This window comes from Kribbella monticola (assembly GCF_003261635.1).
In the GTDB taxonomy this organism is placed as follows: Bacteria; Actinomycetota; Actinomycetes; order Propionibacteriales; family Kribbellaceae; genus Kribbella; species Kribbella monticola.
In genome coordinates, this window is sequence record NZ_QFXK01000004.1 from 144,022 (window position 1) to 165,726 (window position 21,705).

The window sequence follows — 21,705 nt, forward strand, 5'->3', positions numbered from 1 at the left end:
CGACCGGAACCGTTCTCCTGTTGACCTCTGCCGTCCGTACGGCGCGGGTTCAGCAGCAGGCCGGCCTGGTGCGGAGGTCTACTCACTCGCGATCGTGATCGCCGCCTTCATGGCGGGGCTGCTCGCGGGCTATGGCATCGCCATACCCGTCGGCGCTGTCGGGACCTACCTCGTCGCACTCACCGCGCGTACCTCCCTGAAGAACGGCGCGTACGCCGCCCTCGGCGTAGCCACCGCCGACGGCCTCTACGCCCTCATCGCCACCCTCGGCGGCTCGGCCATCGCGCCCCTCATCACGCCCATCAGCAGCCCCCTGCGCCTGATCTCCGCCCTGGTGCTCCTCCTGCTGGCCCTCCGCTGCGCCGCCACCGCACTAGCGGCTCACCGCCGCCACCAGACCTCCAACCACGCTCCAGAAACCACCCCAGCCCGCGCCTACTTCACCCTTCTTGGCATGACCGTCCTCAACCCCACCACCGTCATCTACTTCACCGCCCTCGTGCTGGGCGGCCGCACCACTCCAACCCTCCTCGACCAGGTCGTCTTCGTCCTGGCCGCCTTCCTCGCCTCCACCAGCTGGCAACTCCTGCTGGCATCCGGCGGCGCGCTCCTGGGCCGAGCCCTCACCACCCCGCGAGCCCGGCTGACCACAGCTCTGCTCTCCTCCTCCCTCATCACCGCCCTGGCCATCCACCTCCTCACCAACCCCTGACCCGGCACCCATGCCTGATATGTCAGCGATCGGGTGATTCGAGGTTCGTATGGGGTGGGTGGTTACGTGGGGTGGGTGAGCGGGCATGTCACCCTGTGGCGGGAGTCACTGGGTCGTCCCCTACGATGCACCGCATCCGGATGTTGCTCGGATTCGGAGTCGGATGGCCCAATCCGGCTGGCGGGTCTGCCACGAAGAGTGTGAGGGTGTGGCCATGATTATCGGCAGTAGGAAGATCGTCGTGGACGAGGCAATCGCGCAGCTGCGGCTGTACGCCGAGACCAACGGTGCGGTGCTCAAGTACTACGACGGTCTCCCCGGCCCGACGACCATCGGCGGCTCCGACCCGGACCGGATCACGCTCGAGGATCTGGCCCGGACGATGGTGGCCGGCTCGGACCTGCGGGCACTCGACTTCCCCTGGCTACTCGAGGTCGAGGCGGAGAAGGAGTTCGCGGCGGTGCCGGTCGACGCGCGGCTCGAGGACGCGGCGCCCGGCAGCCCCCTGTTCGAGGCGGCGACCGCGCTGGATGAGAAGTTCTCCGGGCACCGTGGCTTCGGTCACGCGAAGAAGTCGAAGCTGCTGCACCTCAAGCGGCCATATCTCTTCCCGGTCAGCGACAGCTTCATCCGGATGACCTACAGCGACGCCTCGGCCGGCCCAGACTTCCTCGCCGCCGTCCACCGCGACCTGGTCAACCCGGCGAACGTCCGCGACTTCAAGCTGCTCCAGGTCCGCCTGATCGCCGAGCCGGCCACCTCAGCGGCCCGCCTCCTGTCAGAGGCACCCACCCTGCGCCTGCTCGACATCCTCGCCTCACTCCTGGGCGAGGCGAAGTAAGTAGTCCTAGCCACTCGACGCCCTGAACCGTCGCGGCCGCCTACAGGACGCCGAGGCGTGCGATAGGCTCCACCAGTTCGCGCTCCTCGTACGAGAGGTGCGACAGGAGCGTGTCGTCGAGGAGGTCCATGGCGGTCCGCAAGTCGGCCACGTCGCCGGATCCGTCGACCAGCGCAACCAGGGCCTTGTCGACGCCTTCCAGTACGTCGTGAATGACCAGGTGCTCCTCCTGGAGCCGGTCCACCACCGGAGCGAGCGCCGGATCAGCTCGGCGGAGCTGGGGAAACATGGAGGCGTCCTCGATCGAGTGATGCGTGGTCACCAGGCGGCAGTACGACTCGCAGTACACGCCGAGGGTCCAGTTGTTCTGCCGCATCGTCATCGTGTTGATGTGCGATCGCGCCGCACCGACGCCGAGCGAACCCGCCGCAACCTGCCCGACGAGGTCCCGCACCTGCTCGAGCTCGGCGCGCAGGTGATCGTGTACGTCGATCAGGTGCTGCCCGGACGCGAGCTGACGAGGCGAGTAGCTGCGACTCGGGTCCAGCGCGGGCCCGGTCGGCCGGTCCGACTCGTCCCAGGGGAGGGCAGCACTACGCCGTACGACGGGAGGCGGCGTCGGCACGACGCTGAACGCACCAGACGTCCCCGCAGCAGACTCCACGACGACAGCTGGGCGCGCCTCGACGTCACCAGCGGGCACTTCGGCAGCTACAGCTCCTGAGCGCTCAGCCGCCACAGCCTCCCGTACTCCGGCGGCGACGTCGGCGAAGCGGCGGATGTCGTCCGGATCGTCCGACGCCAGCACGTACGTACTCATCCCCTCCGTGATGGTCAGCTCGGCCAACTGCTCGATCCACACCGCCTCCGGCCCCTGCAGGAACCCGCCACCGCGCCCAAACTGTCCGCCGACGTTGTACAGCCGCCGTACGTCGGAGGGCGAACGGCCGGCCTCCACAGCAGCCTCGTCGATGATCTTGTTCATCCCCGCGAGCGCTTCAGGCGGCGTGTAGCCGCTGCTCGGCAGCCAGCCATCGGCAAGGCGCCCCGTTACGGCCAGCATCCGCGGCTTGTACGCACCGAGCCAGATCTCCACGTCGTGCGCCGGTGCCGGCCCGCGCTTCGCCCCGGACATCTCGTAGTGCTTGCCGGCCAGCCGGATCCCACCGCCTTCCGGCGTCCACACCTCGCGAATGATCGCCAGCGCCTCCTCCAGCGCCTCGACGCTCTCCCCCGCCGTCAGCCGCGGCCCCGCATTGGCCGCGACCGCGTCCCGGAAACCACCGGCGCCAAGGCCGAGCTCGACCCGGCCACCGGTGATCAGGTCGAGCGTGGCGACGCTCCGAGCCAGTACTACGGGATGCCGGAGCGGGAGATTCGCCACGTTCGTCGCGACCTTGACGGACTGGGTGTGCGAGGCGATCACCGACAGCAGTGTCCACGCGTCGAGCAACCGCGGCTGGTACGGATGGTCCTGCACGGTGACCAGGTCGAGCCCGACCTGCTCGGTCAGCTGCGCCAGTGCGATCACCCGCTCCGGGGCCTGTACCGCCGGGGTCAGGAACGTGCCGAAGGCCAGCTCGTGCCCGTAGTCCGTCATTCGTTGCTCCAGATCCTTCGTGCCACGTAATATTGCCCTGACGAACAAATTACTTCGTGCCACGAACAATCACAAGCGGAGACAGCGTGAAGCAGACTCTCGGCGCGGCGAGCGGCCTGGTCCGGCTGACCTTCCTGGTGCAGAACCTGTACGCCGAGGTCGGCCGCGGCTGTGATCTCACGGTCGCGCAGGCCCAGATGCTGTGCGCGCTTACCGAGGAGTCCCTCGGCATGGCCGAGCTGTCCGGCGTACTGGGGCTCGAGCGCTCCAGCCTGACCGGGCTGGTCGACCGCGCCGAGCACCGCGGCCTCGTAGTACGGGAGGGTGATCCGCGGGATCGGCGGGTGGTCAAGGTGACGCTGACCGCGGCTGGTGCCGATGCGGTGCACAGGTTCCACCAGCAGTTGACCGAACGGCTGGAGCAGTTGCTGGAGGATCTGCCCGCGACCGAACGCGAGCGGTTCGCCCGCAGCCTCGGTCGCCTGGTCGCCGACGTACCGGCGGTCTTCACCGACTAGGGAGCAGAGCGAACGCCCCTTCCAGCGACAACTCACCGCCGCGCGCATAAGCGGCCTCGAAGCCTTCCGCCCGCGCTCTGGCTCGTTCGATGTCCACAGCCTCCGCAGGAGTCACCACATAACCCTCAGCGGCTCGTACCTTGGCCGCGGCACCGAGCAGACAGGCCGCGACCTCAGGCTCGTCCACAAGCGCCGCGGCAAGCCCCTCCAGTGCCCAGCACATGCCACGCCCGGACTCGTAGTCCTGCGAGATCCGGAATGCCTCCGTATGCAGGTCGAGCGCCTTCGCATACGACCCACGCAGCTCGTACGTGTAACCGAGCTCCTCCAAAACGATCGACAGATAGAGGACCGGCTGGTCCTGCCGCCGCGCGGCGTCCACCAAGGCCTGCAAGCGCACCTCTGCTTCGTCCAGCTCACCAGTACGCCGAGCCGCGAACCCCAGCACGAGTTCGGTCAACGCCTGCGACGACCGGTGCCCCTGTTCGGTCGCCAACCGCAGCCCCCGTACGCCGTACTCGCGCGCCGCCTCGTAGTCACCCAGCCGGATCGCCGTCCACCCGAGCCAGCCGAGCTCACCAGCGACCTCCGGCCACGACCCGAGCTCCTCCGCCATCCGCAGGCCTTCCGTGTGGAGCCGCGCAGCCTTCTCGAGGTCGCCGACCAGCTCCGCGTGCGCACCTAGCCAGCCGGTTGCCTGCAGCAGGCCCCACCGATCGCCCAGCGACCGGAAGATCGCCGCACTTTCCATGGCGTCGCTCTCCAGCGCCTTCAGCTCGTCCCGAACGTGCGCATGCTTCGCGCGAGCCACCAGCACCGCAGCGACTCCCCACTGGTCGCCCTCGGCAGTGAACGTCTTCAGCGCGTGCTCGAGCAACTCCAGACACCGAACGAGGTCACCCACGTCGCTGGCAGTGAAGGCCAACCACCACTCCGCCCGCGCATCCGTGGAGACCAAGCGGTCCCGGACACCAGCGGCGTCCGGATCGCCCTGCAGATACATGAACCCGGCCAACCACGCTGTGACCGCAGGCGATTCAGGCAGAGCCTCCAGCGAGCGCCTGGCCTCGGCAAACCGACCGCGAAGGAACCAGTACCAAGCAAGCGACTCCACCAGTCGCGTAGCCACCTGGTGGTCACCGTCGGCTATGGCACCGTCCAGCGCACTCCGCAGATTGGCCGACTCATCGTCCAACCGCTGCAGCCACACACGCTGCTCAGCGCCGTACAGCTGAGGCCGGGCCAGCTCTGCGAGCTCTGCGTAGTACTGCCGGTGCAGGAGTCGAGTCTGCTCGAGTTCGCCGGCCTCACGAAGCTTGTCGACGCAGTACGCCGCTACCGACTCCAGCAGCCGGTAACGACCACCTGCCTGTACTACGAGCGACCGGTCGACCAGTCGGATGAGTACGTCGAGCGCGGCCGGCTCTGAGCAGACCCGCTCGGCCGCGTCCGCAGTACAGCCATCTACATGTACTGCGAGTCGCCGGAGCACCATCTGTTCTTCTGGAGACAGCAGGTCCCAGCTCCAGTCGATCATCGCCATCAGGGTCTGCTGGCGCGGTGCAGCACCGCGGTGCCCGGTCGCCAGCAAGCGAAAGCGGTCGTCGAGTCTTGCGACCAGACCGTCGACGCCCAGCGCGCGTACGCGGGTCGCGGCCAGTTCCAGCGCCAGCGGAATGCCGTCGAGCCGTCGACAGAGCACCGAGACAGCAGGAGCGGACGCGGCATCGAGTACGAAGCTCCGATCCGCAGCAGCCGCACGGGCGACGAACAACTGCACGGCACTGAGCTCTGCGAGCCCCTCCAGATCAGTAGCGACCTCCGGGACCTCCAGCGTCGGAACACTCCAGACCGCTTCTCCAGCAAGGCCCAGCGGTTCACGACTCGTCGCGAGCACTCGCAGCCCAGGTGCTGCGGCCAGTAGCTCGTCGACGAGCGCAGCGGCCTCCTCGATGACGTGCTCGCAGTTGTCGAGCACCAGCAACCGCTCCCCCAGCACAGCCGCCAACCGCGCCACCACGGATTCCCCCGAGCCACCTGCATCCCGCAACTCCAGAGCAGCCTGTACTGCGTCGGTCAGCGACCCGGCGACGTCCAGTGCATCCGGTGCCACTGCAGCCAGCTCGACGAGCACCACGCCGTCCGGAAACCTGTCGACCACTCCAGCGGCCGCAGCCAGAGCCAGCCGAGTCTTACCGACCCCGCCGGGACCCGTGAGGGTCAACAGCCGGTCGCCGGACAACCGTGACCTGATCTCCTCTATCGCGTCGGCCCGTCCGATCAGTTCCGTCAACTGCGCCGGGAGATTCGTCCGGGCCGTCGACCGACGCGCCGGCCGAGTCAGCGGCAGGTCTTGCGCCAGAATCGACTGTTGCAGAGCCACTAGCTCAGGGCATGGGTCCAGGCCTAGTTCTTCGGCCAGCAGCCGGCGTACCTGTTCGTAGCTTTCCAGTGCCTCGCTCTGCCTACCCGCCCGGTACAGCGCCTTCATGTGCGTTGCCCGGAGTCGCTCCCGTAGCGGGTGTTGCGTCAGGAGGTCCGCCAACTCGCTGACGGCGTAGTCGCCAGATTCCAGCCGTGCCTCGAAGTAATCCTCCTGAGCGGTCAGCCGTTGCTCGTGCAGTCTGGCGACAGCCGTCTCCACGAACGCCTCGTCCGCGAAGTCGGCATAGGCAGGACCTCGCCAGAGCTTCAAGGCCTCCGCGAGGCGGCCATGCTCCAGACAGTCCGCGAACTGCAGCGCGTCATAACCGGCCCTGTCGATCTTCAGTGAGTAGCCGGCCGGTCCCGAGACCACCAGAGCACGGCTGCCGGGCTCGGCGTCCTCGAAGGCCCGGCGGAGCTGTGACACCTTCGCGGACAGCGTCCCGGCCGGGTTGCCAGGCAGGTCGTCGCCCCAGAGATCGTCGATCAACCGGTCAGCCGGTACCGGCCGCCCCTCGTGCACGAGGAGATCGGCCAGCAGAGCCCGCACCTTGAGTCCCGGTACCACGACGGCGACCCCGTCGTCGGTCCAGGCGGTCACCGGTCCGAGCACACCGAAACGCATGGCCGCACCCTATCTTTCGGCCGCTCCACGGCCGACCGGAAAGAAACCGTAAACCCCGTCGGCCACAGTCAGGGACAACAGCAAGAAGAAAGTGGTGGAGGGCGGAGGAGGAGGGCGAAGCGGATGAAGTTGCGGTTGGTCGTGATCGTTGGGAGTACTCGCAGTGGGCGGTTCGGACCGACTGTGGCTCGCTGGTTCGTGCAGCAGGCTGCCAAGCGGGCCGAGCTCGTCGTCGACGTCATCGACCTCGCTGCTGCCGACCTGCCGCCCACGCTGACCGACACCGACGAGCCGACGCCTGCCACGGTCGCAGTACTGGCTCCGCGTCTTGCTGCTGCGGATGCGTTCGCTGTGGTGACACCGGAGTACAACTGCAGCTTTCCTGCGTCGCTGAAGACCGCGCTCGACTGGTACTACGACGAGTGGCACGCGAAGCCGGTGGCGATCGTTGCCTACGGCCGCGAAAGCGGTGGCCTGTACGCCGTCGCGCAGCTTCGGCAGGTGTTCGCCGAACTGCAGGCGGTCACCATCCGCAACACCGTCACCTTGCCCTGCTACTGGGAACAGTTCGCCGCCGACGGCAGCTGGCCTCGTAAAGGCACCGGCTACGACGCCGCCGCCAAGCTCTTGCTCGACCAGCTCGTCTGGTGGGGCCAGGCGCTGAGGGATGCGCGCACCAAGCATCCCTACCAACCCTAAAACCCAACTCTGGAAAGGTTCTGCATCATGAGGAAGTTGCTCGAGTCCACCTTCGTCACCCTGGACGGCGTCATCTCCGACCCGCATGTGTACAGCCCGCCGTACTGGGACGACGAGCACACTGCGTACTCCGTGTCTCTGATGGAAGGCGTCGACGCGCAAGTACTCGGCCGCCGTACGTACGAAGGCTTTGCCGAGGCGTGGTCGCAGCGCAGCGGTGACCCGTTCACCGACCACTTCAACGCGATGCCGAAGTACGTGGCGTCCCGGACGCTCACCGAGCTGACCTGGAACGCACAGCTGCTGGAAGGTGACGCGGTGGAGGCAGTACGCCGGCTCAAGGAGCAGGAGGGTGGGACGCTGATCAAGTACGGCACCGGCGAGTTCTCCAAGGCTCTGCTCGACGCGAAGCTGGTCGACGAGTACCACTTCTGGGTGTTCCCGGTGGTCGCCGGTAGTGGTGACCGCTTGTTCGACGGCCAGCCGTTGACCCACCTGGAGCTGCTCGGCTCGACCACGTTCAAGTCCGGCATCGTCGTGCACAAGCTGGCACCGAAAGCCTGAGCCTGTAGCGGACGTCCGGAGACCCTCGGGGTGCTCCGGACGTTTCGCATTCCGTACAGCGACGGCTTGTGGGGGTTCGGCCTGGGTACTGGGGGATGTACGGGGACGAACGGCGTACCGGAAACGGTGGCCGGATCAGAGGTCCTCGCGATCCGCCCCAGATCGCAGGCCTGCCACACGTCGGACTGGAGGTCTGATGGGAACCGTCATCACCATCATCGTCATCGTCGCGGTCGTGATCGTCGCCGCCGCGGCGTTCTACGCCTTCCAGCGGAGAAGGTCGGGCCAACTGCAGGAGCGGTTCGGGCCGGAGTACGACCGCACGCTGGAGCAGTCGGGTGACCGCCGGGCTGCGGAGCGCGACCTGCGCGAGCGTGAGCACCGGCGGGCCAAGCTCGACCTGAAGCCGCTGAGTGCCGAGTCGACAGCGCAGTACCGCGCTGAGTGGGACCAGCTGCAGGGCGGCTTCGTCGACGCACCAGGAGACTCGGTAGCCAAGGCCGATCGCCTTGTCCTGCGGATGATGCGCGAATCGGGTTACCCGGTCGACGACTTCGAACAGCGTGCCGACGACATCTCCGTCGATCACCCGGAGGTCGCGCAGAACTATCGGCAGGCTCACCGCATCGCGGTCGAACAGAGCCGCGGCCAGGCCGACACCGAAGATCTGCGCCAGGCCGTCACGGCGTACCGGCGACTGGTCTCCGTACTGCTCGACCACGGGGACGAACGGCACACCACGGGATCGACGGACAGCAGGGAGCAAGCATGACCACGCCCGACAACGAACGCACACCGACCTCGCAGGCAGTCGACGACGACCGTACTGCGTACTCCGGTGACGCGGACCGTACTTCCGACTACGCAGCCGAAGGGGACCGCGCTGCCTACGGCAACGACGACCGCCTCGGCGACGCCAACTCCACCGAAACCCGCGACGACGCCTTCGACCGGTCGACCGACGACCGCGGCGACGCGCTGGGCGGCACTGCGCGGGACGACGCGCTGGGCAACGGCTCGCGCGACGATTCCCTGGGTGGCGACACATCCCGTGGCGACGCTCTGGACGCTACGCCGGGGAGCGGTGGTGGCGGTCTGGGTGGACCGGCTGACAACCGGGACGACGACTCGTACAACCGGCCGACCGCCGGCCCGGTGGACGACGCCCTCGACAGCGACCGCGGCCTGGACGACAGCAACGCTCAGCGTGGGCTGGACGACAGCACCGCCAACGAGCGTGGGCTGGACGACAGCAGTGGCAACGAGCGTGGGCTGGGCGACAGCGGCGGGCAGCGAGGAACAGGGCAGTCCGACAACGAGCCGGACGTGAGCCCTGAGGACCCGCTGGTACCTGACGATGTCGTCGTGGACTTCCGGGCCCGCTGGGACGTCATCCAGCAAGGCTTCGTCGACGATCCGCGCTCCGCGGTGACCGACGCGGACAAACTGGTCGGCGACGTGCTGCAGCGCTTGTCGAACACCTTCGACAAGCAGCACCAGAGCCTCGAAGGCCAATGGGCCGACGGCGAACCGTCGACCGAGGACCTCCGCGGCGCGTTGCAGCGCTACCGCGCCTTCTTCGACCGCCTGCTGACCCTGTAGCCCTGTAGTCACCTCCGAACCGGCCGCCGCAGCCCGCTCTCGAGCTCGCTGCGGCGGCCGCTGTACGCCGTACCGGCACACGCGACACGACGTACGCAGTACCTAGGGAACGATGTTCTGGTTGAGGTGGAACAGGTTGTCCGGGTCGTACTTGCGCTTGACCTCGACGAGCCGGTCGTAGTTGCCCTTGTAGTTGTCGGCGACGCGTCCCTGATCGTCGTCCGCCATGAAGTTGACGTACCCGCCGGACTCCGAATGCGGCGCGACGGCGTCGTAGTAGTTCCGCACCCACTCGATCCCCGCGTCGTTCGTCGCCGGGTCGGGCCACATCCCGGCGATCACCGTCGCGAAGTTGGCGTCCCGGTAGGCGAAGGCCGTCGCGTCGGCCGCCACTCGATGGCACGCACCGTTGATCGGATAGATGTGCACGGTCGAGTTGACGGCCGGCAGCCCGGGCGCGTGTTCCAGATGCGCCTGGATCGCGTCGTCGGTCAACTCGGTGACGAAGTTCGCCTTCCAGTAGTGCTGCAGCCCCGCCGGTACCAGCCCGTCGAACGCGGCGTTCAGCGCCGGGTACGGCATCGGGCCGACGTGCTCGGCGACAACCGGCGCGAACTCGCGAAACTGCGCGATCTGCTGCTCACCCTGGTCCGGGCTGCCGGCCCAGCAGCCGACGATCAGCGCGAACGGATCGCCGTGCCGGTCCTCGGGGATGAACGGCAGCGGCGGCGCGAGCTGGAACGCCGGGAAACCACCGAGTTGCTCCGGCGCGTCCTTGATCAGATCCCGGAATCCAGCCAGTACCGCGGCGGCGTCCGACATCTCGAACAGCATCGGTCCGCCGTAGATCGTGTCGACCGGCTCGAGCCGGAACTCCAGCGCCGTCACGACACCGAAGTTGCCGCCGCCACCACGCAGGGCCCAGAACAGATCGTCGTTCTCCTTCTCGCTGGCGATCAGGAACCGTCCGTCGGCCGTCACCACGTCCGCCGAGATCAGGTTGTCGCAGGACAGACCCAGCCCGCGCGCGAGGTACCCGATCCCGCCGCCCAGCGTCAGCCCACCGACCCCGGTCGTCGAGATGATGCCACCGGTCGTCGCCAGCCCGAACGCGTGCGTGGCCGCGTTGAAGTCGCCCCAGGTCGCTCCCCCGCCGGCGCGAGCCGTTCTGGTGTAGGGATCGACGCGGACCTGCCGCATCCGGCTCAGATCGACGACCACGCCGTCGTCGACGGTCCCGAATCCGGGCACGCTGTGCGAACCACCGCGAACGGCCAGTTCCAATCCGTTGCCGGCGGCAAATTTCACCGCGGCCATCACGTCGCCGGCGTTCTCGCAGCTGACGACCACTCGCGGACGCTTGTCGTGCATCGCGTTGTAGACCTTGCGCGCCTCGTCGTACCCGTCGTCCCCGGCGGCGTACACCGATCCCCTGGTGCGCTCTCTCAAGTCCTCGATCGTGCCTTCGCCCATGACTCCTCCAAAGCCGAGCGGGCCTGCACCTCTCGACCGGCATGCGTCGCGGGCACGCCGACCAGACCGGCGAGCCACCGTCGGCAACGGCGCGGATCCCTCCCCAGAGAGCGCCAGTTCCCCCGACGGCCGCCAGACCTCCCCCTGACAACCTCGTTCCCCCCGACCTTCCCCCCGCTAAACGGTTTAGTCAATCCCTTCGTACTACGGGGTTCTCGACCCGTCCGCTGAAGAAAGTGCCGAGCTCGATGTCAAACAAGCGCGACCGGTTCCGACTCATCGGCGAGAGCGGCCGACAGGGCCCCGGAGATCAGGAGCGACTCATGCGCAAGATCATGTACTACGTCCACCAGTCGGTCGACGGTTTCGTCGAGGGACCCAACGGGGAGTTCGACTGGGCCTCGCTCGGGCCGGAGCTGTCCGACTACTCGTTGAGCCTGGCCGAGCGCGCCGACCTGTTCCTGTACGGGCGGACCGTCTGGGAAATGATGTCCTCGTACTGGCCGAACGCGGAGTCGATCGGGACCGACGAGCACGGGCTCGCCTTCGCACCGATCTGGCGAGAGATGCCGAAGGTCGTGCTGTCGACCACCTTGGAAAGCGCCGACTGGAACACAGAGATCATCCGCGACGCCGAGGCGCTCCGCGAGATCAAGGCCCGGCCCGGCAAGGACATCCTGCTCACCGGCAGCTCGACCGTCGCCGCGGCGCTGACCGACCTCGGCCTGCTCGACGAGTACCACCTGATCGTCCACCCGGTCGCCCTCGGCGGCGGCAAGCCGGCGTACCACCCGGTCAAGGAGCGCCTCGCGCTGAAGCTGGCCGAATCCCGGACGTTCGACAACCGCACCGTCCTGCTCCGTCACGACCTCGCCACCGCCTGACGGCCCGCGCTCGGCTGTCGGCGGCTGGTCGATGAACCGGGCTCGTCCCCTCAAGCGAGCCCGGTCCGGCGACTGGCCGTCAGACTTCGGTGTCGGGCCGTTGGACGATCGCCCAGCCCACGGCGGCGAACCCGACTGCCTGCAGTCCCCAGCCGACCAGGTCGATCGTGTGGTTGGGCACGATCACGGCGGCGAAGAAGTGGATCGGCTGCGAGGCGATCACCGCCACCGCCGCCCAGCGCGCGACCACTCGCGTCCGCCACAGCGCGATACCGAGCAGGATCGTCCCCACGACATGCCCGAGGACGAAGAACACCCCGGCCACCGCACCCGACGAATGCAAGTGGTCAACCAGCCGCGTGATCGCGCCGGCGTCCAGGCCTGCCTTCGCACCCGCGAACATCAGCTGATCCTCGGCGATCAGCCAGCCCAGTGCGAGATAGCCCGGAACCAGAAGCAGCATCGCGACCAGGGTCAGGCGCGGCGCCCGCTGCCGGGTCACCCGGCTGACGGCGTACGCGGCGGGCACCAACGTCAGTACTGCGATGAAGCCGAGCCAGAGGACGAGCGACATTCGCCCGGTCGCTGCGATCACCTTGTTCGCCATGGCTGTCGAGTCGTCGACCGTGTAATACGGCAAGGCATACCGCAGTACTGCGACCGCGGCGGGGCCGATCGGGAGCAGGAGCGCGACGGCGTAGCTCGACACGCCGCGGCCGCCGACGCTGTTCGTAGTACGAGCTGCTGTTGTTGTCATCGCGCACCTGCGAACTCGCGCGCCGGGACGAGAACCAGCGCGGTCCCGGCGACAGCAAGCACAACCGTCACGCCGGCGGCGACCAGCGCTGCAGCAGGTACGTCACCGACGAAGAACGCCGGGAGAGCGCTCGCTGCGGACAGCACCCGCAGCACGATCAGCGGTACTACGACCCGCCGCTCGCCACGCCAGGCGAGCACTACCATCACCAGGCTGATCAGCCCGAGAACAGCCCCGATCAGCGCGATCGACATCGGCGGGTGCTCGCCGTCGGTCAGCAACGGACCGGCCAGATCGCCGACCGACAGCAGCCCGAACAAGATCAGACCGGCCCGAAAAGTACGAGACATCAGAACCTCCCCTGTGGAACCCGGTGCTGACGCTCTCTGGAGCTGCCACCGGGGTCGCCCCGAAGCGGGCGTAACACCACCGTCGCCTCCCGGCACGCCCGGCGCCTGGGCAGCGGTTCACCGGGCAGCGGGAGCTTGCCCGGAACATCCGGGAACGCGTTCCCGGGACGCCGGGAGCACTGGAGGAGCACACTGATTCCCATGACGGAAGGCGAGGCCCAGTCGCCCCACCAGACCAGCCGGCACCCGGCGGTCCGTCACCGCCTGACCTGGCGACCGTCAGCCCGCCGACGGGCGGCCCAGAGCGCAGCGGCCCAGCGGACCGCGATCCAGAGCTCCCCGGCCCAGGGCGGAGCGATCCAGAGCGTCCCGGCCCGGAGCACGGTTCAGCGGGCGGAGGCCCAGCAGCCGACGGTCCAGCGATGGCGGGTGTGGCGGTGGATCGGGTGGCGGTGGGTGGCCGTTGGGTTGGCGGCGTTCGGGGTGGCGGAGGTGATCGCTGGGATCGCGCTCTCTCGTGCCGCCGGCTGGTCGGTGCAGGAGGCGATCGACAGTTTCACCGTCACGAACGGTCTGATGGGGCTGAGCTTCGCGATCTGCGGCGCGCTGATCGCGTGGTACCGCCCGCACAACCCGATCGGCTGGCTGTTCGTGGCCGACGGCATCGGTCACGCCACCACCGCCGTCGGAGCACCGCTCACCGAAGTACTGCACGACGCATCGGCCCCGATCGGCCTGCAGCGCGTCCTCTCCACCGTGATCTCCTACTCCTGGCCGTGGTCGATCGCGCTCTTCCTGCCTCTGGCCCTCCTGCTCTTCCCCGATGGCAAGCTGGCCTCGCCGCGCTGGCGCATCGCCGCGATCGCCGTCGTCGTGACCGCCCCGCTGTTCGCGCTGGAGATGGGCGCCGGCCCCACACCCGCCTTCGAGGGCGGCGTCACGGGGTACCTGACCATCTCCTGGTACGACTCCCTGCAACCGTTGTGGACGGCAACCGAACTCCGCGGCCTCCTCGCCTACGCCCTCGCGATCGCGAGTCTCGTCGTCCGCTTCCGCCGATCGGACGAGACCCGTCGCCGCCAGCTCCTCTGGCTGCTCCTGGCCGCGGTGATCGTGCTGATCTTCATGACACCGTGGGCCTTGGTCGCCGGTACGCCGATCCTCGTCCTGCTCGCCTTCCCGCTGGTCCCGATCGCCGTCGCCGTCGCGATCGTGCGGCACCAGCTGCTCGACATCCGCCTCGTCGTCTCGCGCGCATTGACCTGGGCGCTGCTGTCGATCGTTGCCATGGGCGCCTATGCCGCGCTGGTCGCGATGACGGACTCGTTCATCTCCTCCCGGTTCGGCCGCTCGGCCGCGGTCACGGTGATCGTCGCTCTCCTGATCGCGCCGGTACTCCCGCAACTCCAACGCCTGGTCGACCGAGCGATGTACGGCGACCGTCGCGATCCCGCCCGCGTCGCCTCCCGCGTGGGAGAACAACTGGCGACCAACCCGGCCGGAGGGATGCCGGGTGTGGTCGGCGCGGTCCGCTCCGCCTTGAGACTCCCGTACGTCGGAATCACCGTCGACGGAGTACTCCTCGCGTCGGCCGGAGCCGCGGCAAACGTCGTACCGGTTGACCTTTCGTACGGCGGAACCACGGTCGGGTCGCTCCTCGTCGGGCTCCGCTCCGGCGAGTCGGCGTTGTCCCCGGCCGATCGGAACGTGCTCGCGTTGGTCGCCGTACCGCTGGCGGTCGCCGTTCACGCGACCAGGTTGTCGGCGGAGCTCCAGACTTCGCGCGAGAAGCTGGTTGCTGCCCGCGAGGAGGAGCGGCGCCGACTACGGCGAGACCTCCACGACGGACTCGGACCGACCTTGACCGGGGTCGCGTTCACCGCCGACGCCGCGGCCAATCTGGTGTCGATCGATGCCACGCGCGCCTCGGAGTTGCTGAGCGACCTGCGAAGAGACACGCGTACGGCGATCGGCGACGTACGCAGGCTGGTCGACGATCTGCGGCCGCCGGCGCTCGACGAACTCGGTTTGGTCGGGGCGTTGCGGCAACGGGCGGATCAACTGTCCTGGCGGGCGGACGGGGCAGCTGTCTCGGTTTCGGTGTCGGCCGAGGGATTGCCCGCGTTGCCGGCGGCGCTCGAGGTAGCGGCGTACCGGATCGCCACGGAGGCGCTCACCAACGTCGTCCGGCATTCGCGTGCGAGAGTCGCAGTACTGGCGTTGCGGTGCGGAACGGAACTGGAGATCGAGGTGACGGACGACGGACCGCCGAACGGAGCCTGGCAACCAGGCGTCGGCCTGCAAGCAATGCGTGAACGAGCCGCCGAACTAGGCGGCGCCTTCGAAGCCGGCCCCTCCCCCACCGGCGGCCGAGTCCACGCCACCTTCCCCCTGGCCACGCCATGATTCGCGTTGTGCTGGCCGACGATCATCCCGTCGTACGGGCGGGGCTGGCCGCGTTGCTCACTTCGCTACCCGGGATCGAGGTCGTCGGAGTGGCAGCGAATGGACGAGAAGCCGTGCGCGAAGTCGTCACCTCGCGCCCGGACGTCGCAGTACTCGATCTGCAGATGCCCGACCTCGACGGCTTCGCCGCCACCCGCGAGATCACCCGGTGTGCGCCGGATGTAGCCGTCTTGGTGCTCACCATGTTCGAGGACGACGACTCGGTCTTCGCCGCCATGCGCGCCGGAGCCCGCGGCTACCTGGTCAAAGGCGCCGAGCAGGAAGACATCGCCCGCGCCATCCAGGCCGTCGCCGCCGGCGAAGCGATCTTCGGCCCCGGCGTCGCCCGCCGGATGCTGTCGTTCTTCTCCGCGCCCCCGCCCGCCCCGGACCCGTTCCCCGAACTCACCACCCGGGAACGCGAGATCCTCGATCTCCTGGCCGCCGGCCTGTCCAACGCCGCCATCGGCACCCACCTCAACCTGGCCGCCAAAACCGTCGCCAACAACGTCTCCACCATCTTCACCAAACTCGCCGTAGCCGACCGCGCCACCGCCATCATCCAAGCCCGCAACGCCGGCCTCGGGAACAGCTAGCGTCACTCGATGGCGCGGAGATAGCGCTCTCCGATGATCTTGAGGTGTGCGACCAGGGCGGGTGGGGCGGTGACGTGGAAGTCGAGGCCGAGCATGCCGATGTAGACGGCGACGACTTCGAGGCTTTCGGCGCCGGTGATCAGGATGCAGGTGTTCTCGTCGACCGACTCCACGATGCCGACGGCTGCGTGGATGCGGGACAGCACCTCCTCGGCCGAGGCGAAGACGGTGATGGTCGCGTGCACCTTCCAGCCGGTGGTGGCGACATCTCGTAGTACGAAGTCTGTGTAGTCGTCCTCGGGCATCGGGCGCGGCTTGTACCGCCGGCCGGTCGCCATCCGGAGGTCCATCCAGTCCACCCGATACGTGTGCCACTCACCGGCTTCGTCCCGCGCCACCAGATACCAGTACCGCTGCCAACTCACCAGCCGATAGGGCTCGACCAGAATCGGAAACGAGGGAGCGCTCTGCGGTACGGCGTACTCGAAGCGCAGGTAGTGCTCATCGCGAATCGCCGCCGCGATCGTGCTCACCACGGCCGGATCCACCTCGGGATCCTGCACGTTGGACCCGGTGTTGTCCGGCCCCTTCGACAGCGTCGTGTGGATCGCGTTCACCTGCCGGCGAAGGCGATGCGGCAACACCTGCTCGAGCTTGGCCAACGCGCGAGAACTGCTCTCCGCCATCCCGCTCACCCCGGCGCCCGTCCGCAAGCCGACGGCGACGGCGACCGCCTCCTCGTCGTCCAGCAGCAGCGGCGGCAACTTGGCCCCGACGCCCAACTGGTAGTAGCCCGCCGGCCCGCGCGTCGCGTCGACGGGATAGCCGAGCTCGCGGAGTCGGTCGATGTCGTTGCGGATGGTCCGCGTACTGACGCCCAACCGCTCGGCCAACTCCGACCCCGGCCAGGCCGGCCGCGACTGCATCAGGGCCAGCAACGACAGCAGTCTCGACGAGGTTTCGCGCATGCAGAAAATAGTACTTTGAATAGGAATCTATCGTTCCTATACAGCTTCTACGGTAGAGCCATGAACAACAACGGAAACTCCCCCGCAGACATCCGTCCCTTCACCGTCGACGTGGCCCAGGCGGACCTCGACGACCTGCTCGCCCGCCTCGCCAACACCCGCCTCCCGCAACCGGCGCCCGGTGACGACTGGGACCTCGGTACGCCGAACCACTACCTCGCCGAGATGGTCGACCACTGGCAGAACGGGTTCGACTGGCGCGAGCAGGAAGCCCGGATGAACGAGTTCCCGCACTACCTGACCGAGATCGACGGCCAGACCGTGCACTTCATCCACGTGCCGTCCGCCGAGGAGTCGGCGACTCCGCTGCTCCTGCTGCACACCTACCCGGGTTCGTTCGTCGACTTCCTCGACATGATCGGCCCGCTGACCGACCCGGTCGCCCACGGCGGTCAGGCTTCGGACGCGTTCTCCGTCGTGGTTCCGTCGATCCCCGGCTTCGGATTCAGTACTCCGCTCGTCGACCGCGGCTGGACGATGGCCCGCGTCGCCCGCACCTTCGACAAGCTGATGCGCAAGCTCGGCTACGACTCGTACGGCGCGCACGGCAGCGACGGCGGCGCGATGATCTCCCGCGAGCTCGGCCTGCTGAACCCTCCCGGATTCCTCGGCCTGCACGTCCTCCAGCTGTTCTCGTTCCCGTCGGGCGACCCGGCCGAGTTCGAGAAGTTCACCCCGGAGGACTACGCCGCGCTCGAACACCTCAAGTGGTTCCAGTCCGTCGGCGGCTACAACGCGATCAACTCGACCCGCCCGCAGACCGTTGCCGTCGGCATCTCCGACTCCCCGGTCGGCCAACTCGCCTGGAACGAACTCTTCAACAGCTTCGGGAACGGCACCAGCCTGGTCACCCGCGACCAGATCCTCACCGAGGTCACCCTCTACTGGTTCACCAACACCAGCGCCGCCGCCGGCCGTTACCACTACGAAGAAGCCCACGCCGAGCACGACACCGCTCCCAACACCGCCCCCACCGGCGTCGCCGTCTTCGCCGACGACTTCAAGACGATCCGCCCATTGGCGGAACGCGACAACACCAACATCGTCCACTGGTCCACCTTCGAAAAGGGCGGCCACTTCGCCTCCCTCGAACGCCCCGAAGACGTCACCACCGACCTCCGCACCTTCTTCGGCAGCCTCCGCTCCAACTGACGACACCCGAAGGCCGGCTCCCGCTCCCCGCGGCGAGCCGGCCTTGGTTCGTGCTATCGCGCCAAGCGGATGGTGCCGACGGGCTTGAGGGCGACGGCATCGATGATCACGATGCCGTCCGAGAAGCCGGACAGGTAGATGCGCTGACCGTCGTTGCTGACCGCGAGCCTGATGGTCACACCGAAGTCATCGGTGAGCGAACCGACGACGTCGTCGTTCTTCGTGTCGATGGCAGTGATTGTCGCCTTCTGCAGCGATGAGTCCGCGCCCAGCACGAAGAGACGGCTGTCATCGGCGGTCAGTACGGCCGAATTGGATCCGGCCGGGAGTGGCTTCGAACTCGGTCGCGGGTTGGCCACGGTTGTGTTGATCACCCGGTACGAACCTTCGCCGACGACGTACAGCTGACCCGTCGAACTCATGCTGAGATCGCGCGGCTTGTCGTCGAGCTTGAACGGCGTACGGGCCGGGCGCATCGTGTTCGTGTCCAGCACAGACACCGATTGCGTTTCGTGGTCGGCGAGGAACAGGCGATCTCCCGAAGGACTGACGGCAAGATCCCAAGGACTTCCACTCGCGCTGATCGGTCCGCCCACCGTCGTCAGCTTGGTCGTGTCGACGACAGTGATCGTCTGCGCCTCGGGACTGAGGACGAACAATCGGTGGGTGGCTGCGTTGAGCGCGAGGCCGACCGGTTTCGGGGCCACGGGGATCGGCTTACCGATGATCCGCCAGTCGGCCACGTCGATCACTGTCACGGAGTTGGCAAGACCACTCGCCACATACAGCCGCTTGCCGTCCGGAGCCAGGACCAGTCCGGTCGGCTGCCCACCGACCGGCAACGCATCCCCTTCCTGCTCACGAGTCGTCGTACTGATCTTGAGTACCTTGCCGTTGGCGAAATCTGCCGCGTACAGATGGTCGTTGGTCAAGCTGACCGCCAGTCCGATCGGAACCGGCGCACTGGCAGCGTGAGGTCCGACGACCGACGCAGCTCCGCCGAGTACCGCGGGCAGAACAAGCATCGCCGCGATCGCCACCACGAGTCGCCTGCCCGGACGACTTCCTCCCGCGCCGTCAGCACCGGCTGCCGCCTCTTCATCAGCACCGAGCTGCCCGTCAGTGCGACCCTCTTCGTCAGCGTCGGCCTGCTCGCTGGGCCTCAGCCCGACGATCACCTGCACCGCGAGAAGCAGCCATGCCACGAACAACGCGACCACAGCAGCCAGCGGCGGCAGGAATCCGTCAGGACGCCGGAACATCCCGAGCCACAAGGCGAATCCGCCCAGCACCCACCCGCCCAGGAACGCCCTCCGACGCCCGGCCGGCGACGTCATCGCCGCGAGCAGTGGCCCTACGATCGCCAGTTCTACCGCGAGGATGCCGACGACGATCGGGTACGACCACTTCCACTGAAACTCGATCGCCGAGCTCCCGCGGAACGCGAGCGGTGACTCGTAGTGGACATAAGCACGGATCACCAACTGCGCAGCGGCCGCGGCAACCCCCAGCCCGATGACCAGCCACGCCCACCGGCCGGCAATTCGCCGTACGCTCCAGCTCGCACGGCCACCGCGAAGCCGAAGTATCGCGAAGACACCGGCCGCGATCCACGCCAGGTGTGCGATGACCGCAAGCGCCGCCACGAGAGGCGTTCCGGAAAGGTCGCCGCCGATGAACGGGCGCATCCAGTCGGTCAGCCAGCCCACGATCAAGGCCCCGCCCAGCAAGCCCGTCGGCGCTAGACCCACCACGAAGGCGACAGCGTCGTCCGGACCGACGCGGCTCTGGATCAGCAAAGAGGCGACCATCACGCCAGTGGCTGCCACGAGGTACCACGAGGCGCCGCCGGACCAACGATCGCCGGTGAGCCCGACGACAACGCCGGCGACCAGCGCTGCGGTCGCAACCAGATTGAGCCCGCTGATCAGTCTGGACCCGGTCGGCACCGCGAGCCGTTCGAGCTGAGTCAGTCGACGCCGCATCGATGCGCGGACCGCTGAACCGATCGAGATCGCCTCGGCTGCCGATGCCCGGGGCTGTCTGGGCGGAATCGAAGCGACCGGCATCGGCGCCGGCGCCGGTGAGCTCAGGATCGCTTGGGCCGCATCGGACACCGCTCGGCTGTCGTCGTCGAGGAGTAGCTCCAAGTGGTGGCGCGCCGTACGGCGTACCAGCTCGTTGTTTGCCCAGAGCAACCGTCCGAGCGGCTCGACGGCAGCCAACCGCGCGGCGGGGAGCGGACTCGCCAGCGCATCGCCGAGGTGGCTCGGCAGGCTCCAGTTGACGTTCGCCGCGATGACCGTGCGGCCCTCGACCTGGTCCAGCTTCTTCGGCCGCTGGTTCGGCTGCTCGGCCGTGACCCGGTCGAAGACGTAGTTGTACAACTCGTCGACGGTGATGTCGCCGTCATGATCGAGATCCGCGGTGCCTTCGCGGAGACCCTGCACGAGATGGCGCGTGAAGACCGACTGGGCAGCCTCACCGTGAATCGTGCTGCCCTCGAAGGCGTACTGCGTCGAGTCGGATGCCGTCAGCACCGTACGCCCGCGGCCACCCAACGTTTCCAGCGTGTGCACCGCGGAGTCGGCTTTGGCGAACTGCTGAGTCGCGTAGGCACCGCTGTAGCAGCAGTCGAGGATGAGGATCTTCTGCCGGGACAGACTCTCCGTCATCGCCTCGTCCACCAACTGCGCGGACAGCGCCGTGAACCGCAACCGGTCCCGCTTGGTGTTGGACATCGCCAGGTGGAGCCGTCCGTTGTCGTCCTTCAGCCCGTGACCGGTGAAGTACAGCAAAGTGAGATCATCTCGCCGGCTGTCCGCGTAGAACTCGGCGATCGCCTCGCCGACCTCGTGCGTGGGCGCGTTGACAAGCGTTCGTACTTCGAATCCCGCGATCTGCGGATCTTCCAGTACTGCGGCCAGCGCCTCCGCGTCCTGCGCGGGGGTGGTCAACCGCCGCAGCCCGGTGTCCGCGTACTCGTAGGTGGCGATCAGCAACGCCAGCCGACGACCCATTGGCTAGCCGCCCGTGTGCTTGGCGAGAAAGGCCTCCAGCAGTCGCTCCCGCTCAGTGAACGAGGGCCGATCCAGCTCGATCGAGTCGGCTCCGATCGTGACCGTGATCCGCTGCGGATCCGCGCGCCGGCCGAGCCAGTCGCGGAGTACGAGGATCAGCGTCGGGATCATGCCGCCGGCACCCACCAGCGCTACCGCGACCGCCCCTACGACCGCACCATCACCCTTGGCCCCCTCTGGCATCGCTGCCTGGACGGCACGCGTCTCGAACTCGTGCTCCCCGAGCTCTTCACGCAGCCGCCGAACGGCCCGCTCCACCTCTTCGGGCTCGCCGCCCATCACCTGAATCTCAGCCCACTCCGCCACAAATCCCCCACCGGTCAGCCAACTCTCCGGCCATATCATCCCCGGCCGG

General features: G+C 67.9%; 19 protein-coding genes. 11 read left to right on the forward strand and 8 right to left on the reverse strand.

From position 1 onward, the window contains the following. Positions 1-94: 94 nt before the first annotated feature. Both DIZ26_RS03050 and DIZ26_RS03055 read left to right on the forward strand, forming a co-directional pair. A complete protein-coding gene (locus DIZ26_RS03050) occupies positions 95-712 on the forward strand; it encodes a LysE family transporter (RefSeq protein ID WP_232828113.1) in 618 nt (205 codons plus the stop codon). A 214-nt stretch (positions 713-926) separates the two neighbouring features. Continuing rightward, positions 927-1,553: a DUF6308 family protein gene (locus DIZ26_RS03055; protein WP_112237444.1), complete on the forward strand. Its 627-nt coding sequence runs from the start codon at positions 927-929 to the stop codon at positions 1,551-1,553. A 40-nt stretch (positions 1,554-1,593) separates the two neighbouring features. On the opposite strand, the gene DIZ26_RS03060 is transcribed toward DIZ26_RS03055, so the two are convergent. Continuing rightward, a complete protein-coding gene (locus DIZ26_RS03060; RefSeq protein ID WP_112237446.1) occupies positions 1,594-3,153 on the reverse strand; it encodes an LLM class flavin-dependent oxidoreductase in 1,560 nt (519 codons plus the stop codon). Between the two features lie 86 nt (positions 3,154-3,239). On the opposite strand from DIZ26_RS03060, the gene DIZ26_RS03065 reads away from it, so the two are divergent. After that, positions 3,240-3,671 (forward strand): MarR family winged helix-turn-helix transcriptional regulator, encoded by a 432-nt coding sequence (locus DIZ26_RS03065; RefSeq protein ID WP_112237448.1) that lies wholly within the window; start codon positions 3,240-3,242, stop codon positions 3,669-3,671. Here the strand turns inward: DIZ26_RS03065 and DIZ26_RS03070 are convergent. Then, on the reverse strand, positions 3,661-6,720 hold the full coding sequence (locus DIZ26_RS03070) for a BTAD domain-containing putative transcriptional regulator (RefSeq protein ID WP_112237450.1): 3,060 nt from the start codon (positions 6,718-6,720) through the stop codon (positions 3,661-3,663). The genes DIZ26_RS03065 and DIZ26_RS03070 overlap by 11 nt on opposite strands. A 123-nt stretch (positions 6,721-6,843) precedes the next feature. Here DIZ26_RS03070 and DIZ26_RS03075 point away from each other — a divergent pair, with 123 nt between their 5' ends. The 4 genes from DIZ26_RS03075 to DIZ26_RS03090 all read left to right on the forward strand — a co-directional run bounded on the left by DIZ26_RS03075 (position 6,844) and on the right by DIZ26_RS03090 (position 9,585). Next, positions 6,844-7,419 (forward strand): NADPH-dependent FMN reductase, encoded by a 576-nt coding sequence (locus DIZ26_RS03075; RefSeq protein WP_112237452.1) that lies wholly within the window; start codon positions 6,844-6,846, stop codon positions 7,417-7,419. A gap of 27 nt (positions 7,420-7,446) precedes the next feature. Beyond that, complete coding sequence (locus DIZ26_RS03080; RefSeq protein ID WP_112237454.1) at positions 7,447-7,983, forward strand: dihydrofolate reductase family protein; 537 nt, start codon at positions 7,447-7,449, stop codon at positions 7,981-7,983. A gap of 196 nt (positions 7,984-8,179) precedes the next feature. Continuing rightward, complete coding sequence (locus tag DIZ26_RS03085) at positions 8,180-8,755, forward strand: hypothetical protein (protein WP_112237456.1); 576 nt, start codon at positions 8,180-8,182, stop codon at positions 8,753-8,755. Continuing rightward, complete coding sequence (locus DIZ26_RS03090) at positions 8,752-9,585, forward strand: hypothetical protein (protein WP_112237458.1); 834 nt, start codon at positions 8,752-8,754, stop codon at positions 9,583-9,585. The genes DIZ26_RS03085 and DIZ26_RS03090 overlap by 4 nt, the downstream gene beginning before the upstream one ends. A gap of 102 nt (positions 9,586-9,687) precedes the next feature. Here the strand turns inward: DIZ26_RS03090 and DIZ26_RS03095 are convergent, their stop codons facing one another. Beyond that, a complete protein-coding gene (locus DIZ26_RS03095) occupies positions 9,688-11,058 on the reverse strand; it encodes an FAD-binding oxidoreductase (protein ID WP_112237460.1) in 1,371 nt (456 codons plus the stop codon). Between the two features lie 323 nt (positions 11,059-11,381). Here DIZ26_RS03095 and DIZ26_RS03100 point away from each other — a divergent pair, with 323 nt between their 5' ends. Further along, on the forward strand, positions 11,382-11,942 hold the full coding sequence (locus tag DIZ26_RS03100; protein ID WP_112237462.1) for a dihydrofolate reductase family protein: 561 nt from the start codon (positions 11,382-11,384) through the stop codon (positions 11,940-11,942). Positions 11,943-12,021: 79 nt separating this feature from the next. On the opposite strand, the gene DIZ26_RS03105 is transcribed toward DIZ26_RS03100, so the two are convergent. Both DIZ26_RS03105 and DIZ26_RS03110 read right to left on the reverse strand, forming a co-directional pair. After that, on the reverse strand, positions 12,022-12,699 hold the full coding sequence (locus tag DIZ26_RS03105; RefSeq protein WP_157979560.1) for a hypothetical protein: 678 nt from the start codon (positions 12,697-12,699) through the stop codon (positions 12,022-12,024). Further along, positions 12,696-13,049, reverse strand: coding sequence for a hypothetical protein (locus DIZ26_RS03110; RefSeq protein ID WP_112237466.1), 354 nt, complete (start codon positions 13,047-13,049; stop codon positions 12,696-12,698). Before DIZ26_RS03110 ends, DIZ26_RS03105 begins: the two co-directional genes overlap by 4 nt. Positions 13,050-13,250: 201 nt before the next feature. Between DIZ26_RS03110 and DIZ26_RS03115 the strand changes: the two genes are divergently transcribed. Both DIZ26_RS03115 and DIZ26_RS03120 read left to right on the forward strand, forming a co-directional pair. After that, positions 13,251-15,455: a sensor histidine kinase gene (locus DIZ26_RS03115; RefSeq protein WP_232828114.1), complete on the forward strand. Its 2,205-nt coding sequence runs from the start codon at positions 13,251-13,253 to the stop codon at positions 15,453-15,455. An 8-nt stretch (positions 15,456-15,463) separates the two neighbouring features. Continuing rightward, on the forward strand, positions 15,464-16,090 hold the full coding sequence (locus DIZ26_RS03120; protein WP_232828115.1) for a response regulator transcription factor: 627 nt from the start codon (positions 15,464-15,466) through the stop codon (positions 16,088-16,090). 2 nt (positions 16,091-16,092) lie between these two features. Here the strand turns inward: DIZ26_RS03120 and DIZ26_RS03125 are convergent, their stop codons facing one another. Continuing rightward, on the reverse strand, positions 16,093-17,058 hold the full coding sequence (locus tag DIZ26_RS03125) for a helix-turn-helix transcriptional regulator (protein WP_112237470.1): 966 nt from the start codon (positions 17,056-17,058) through the stop codon (positions 16,093-16,095). A gap of 60 nt (positions 17,059-17,118) precedes the next feature. Between DIZ26_RS03125 and DIZ26_RS03130 the strand changes: the two genes are divergently transcribed. Beyond that, positions 17,119-18,270 (forward strand): epoxide hydrolase family protein, encoded by a 1,152-nt coding sequence (locus DIZ26_RS03130; RefSeq protein ID WP_112237472.1) that lies wholly within the window; start codon positions 17,119-17,121, stop codon positions 18,268-18,270. Between the two features lie 53 nt (positions 18,271-18,323). Here the strand turns inward: DIZ26_RS03130 and DIZ26_RS03135 are convergent, their stop codons facing one another. After that, on the reverse strand, positions 18,324-21,290 hold the full coding sequence (locus DIZ26_RS03135; protein ID WP_112237474.1) for a caspase, EACC1-associated type: 2,967 nt from the start codon (positions 21,288-21,290) through the stop codon (positions 18,324-18,326). A gap of 3 nt (positions 21,291-21,293) precedes the next feature. After that, positions 21,294-21,656: an effector-associated constant component EACC1 gene (locus tag DIZ26_RS03140; protein ID WP_112237476.1), complete on the reverse strand. Its 363-nt coding sequence runs from the start codon at positions 21,654-21,656 to the stop codon at positions 21,294-21,296. Positions 21,657-21,705 lie beyond the last annotated feature (49 nt).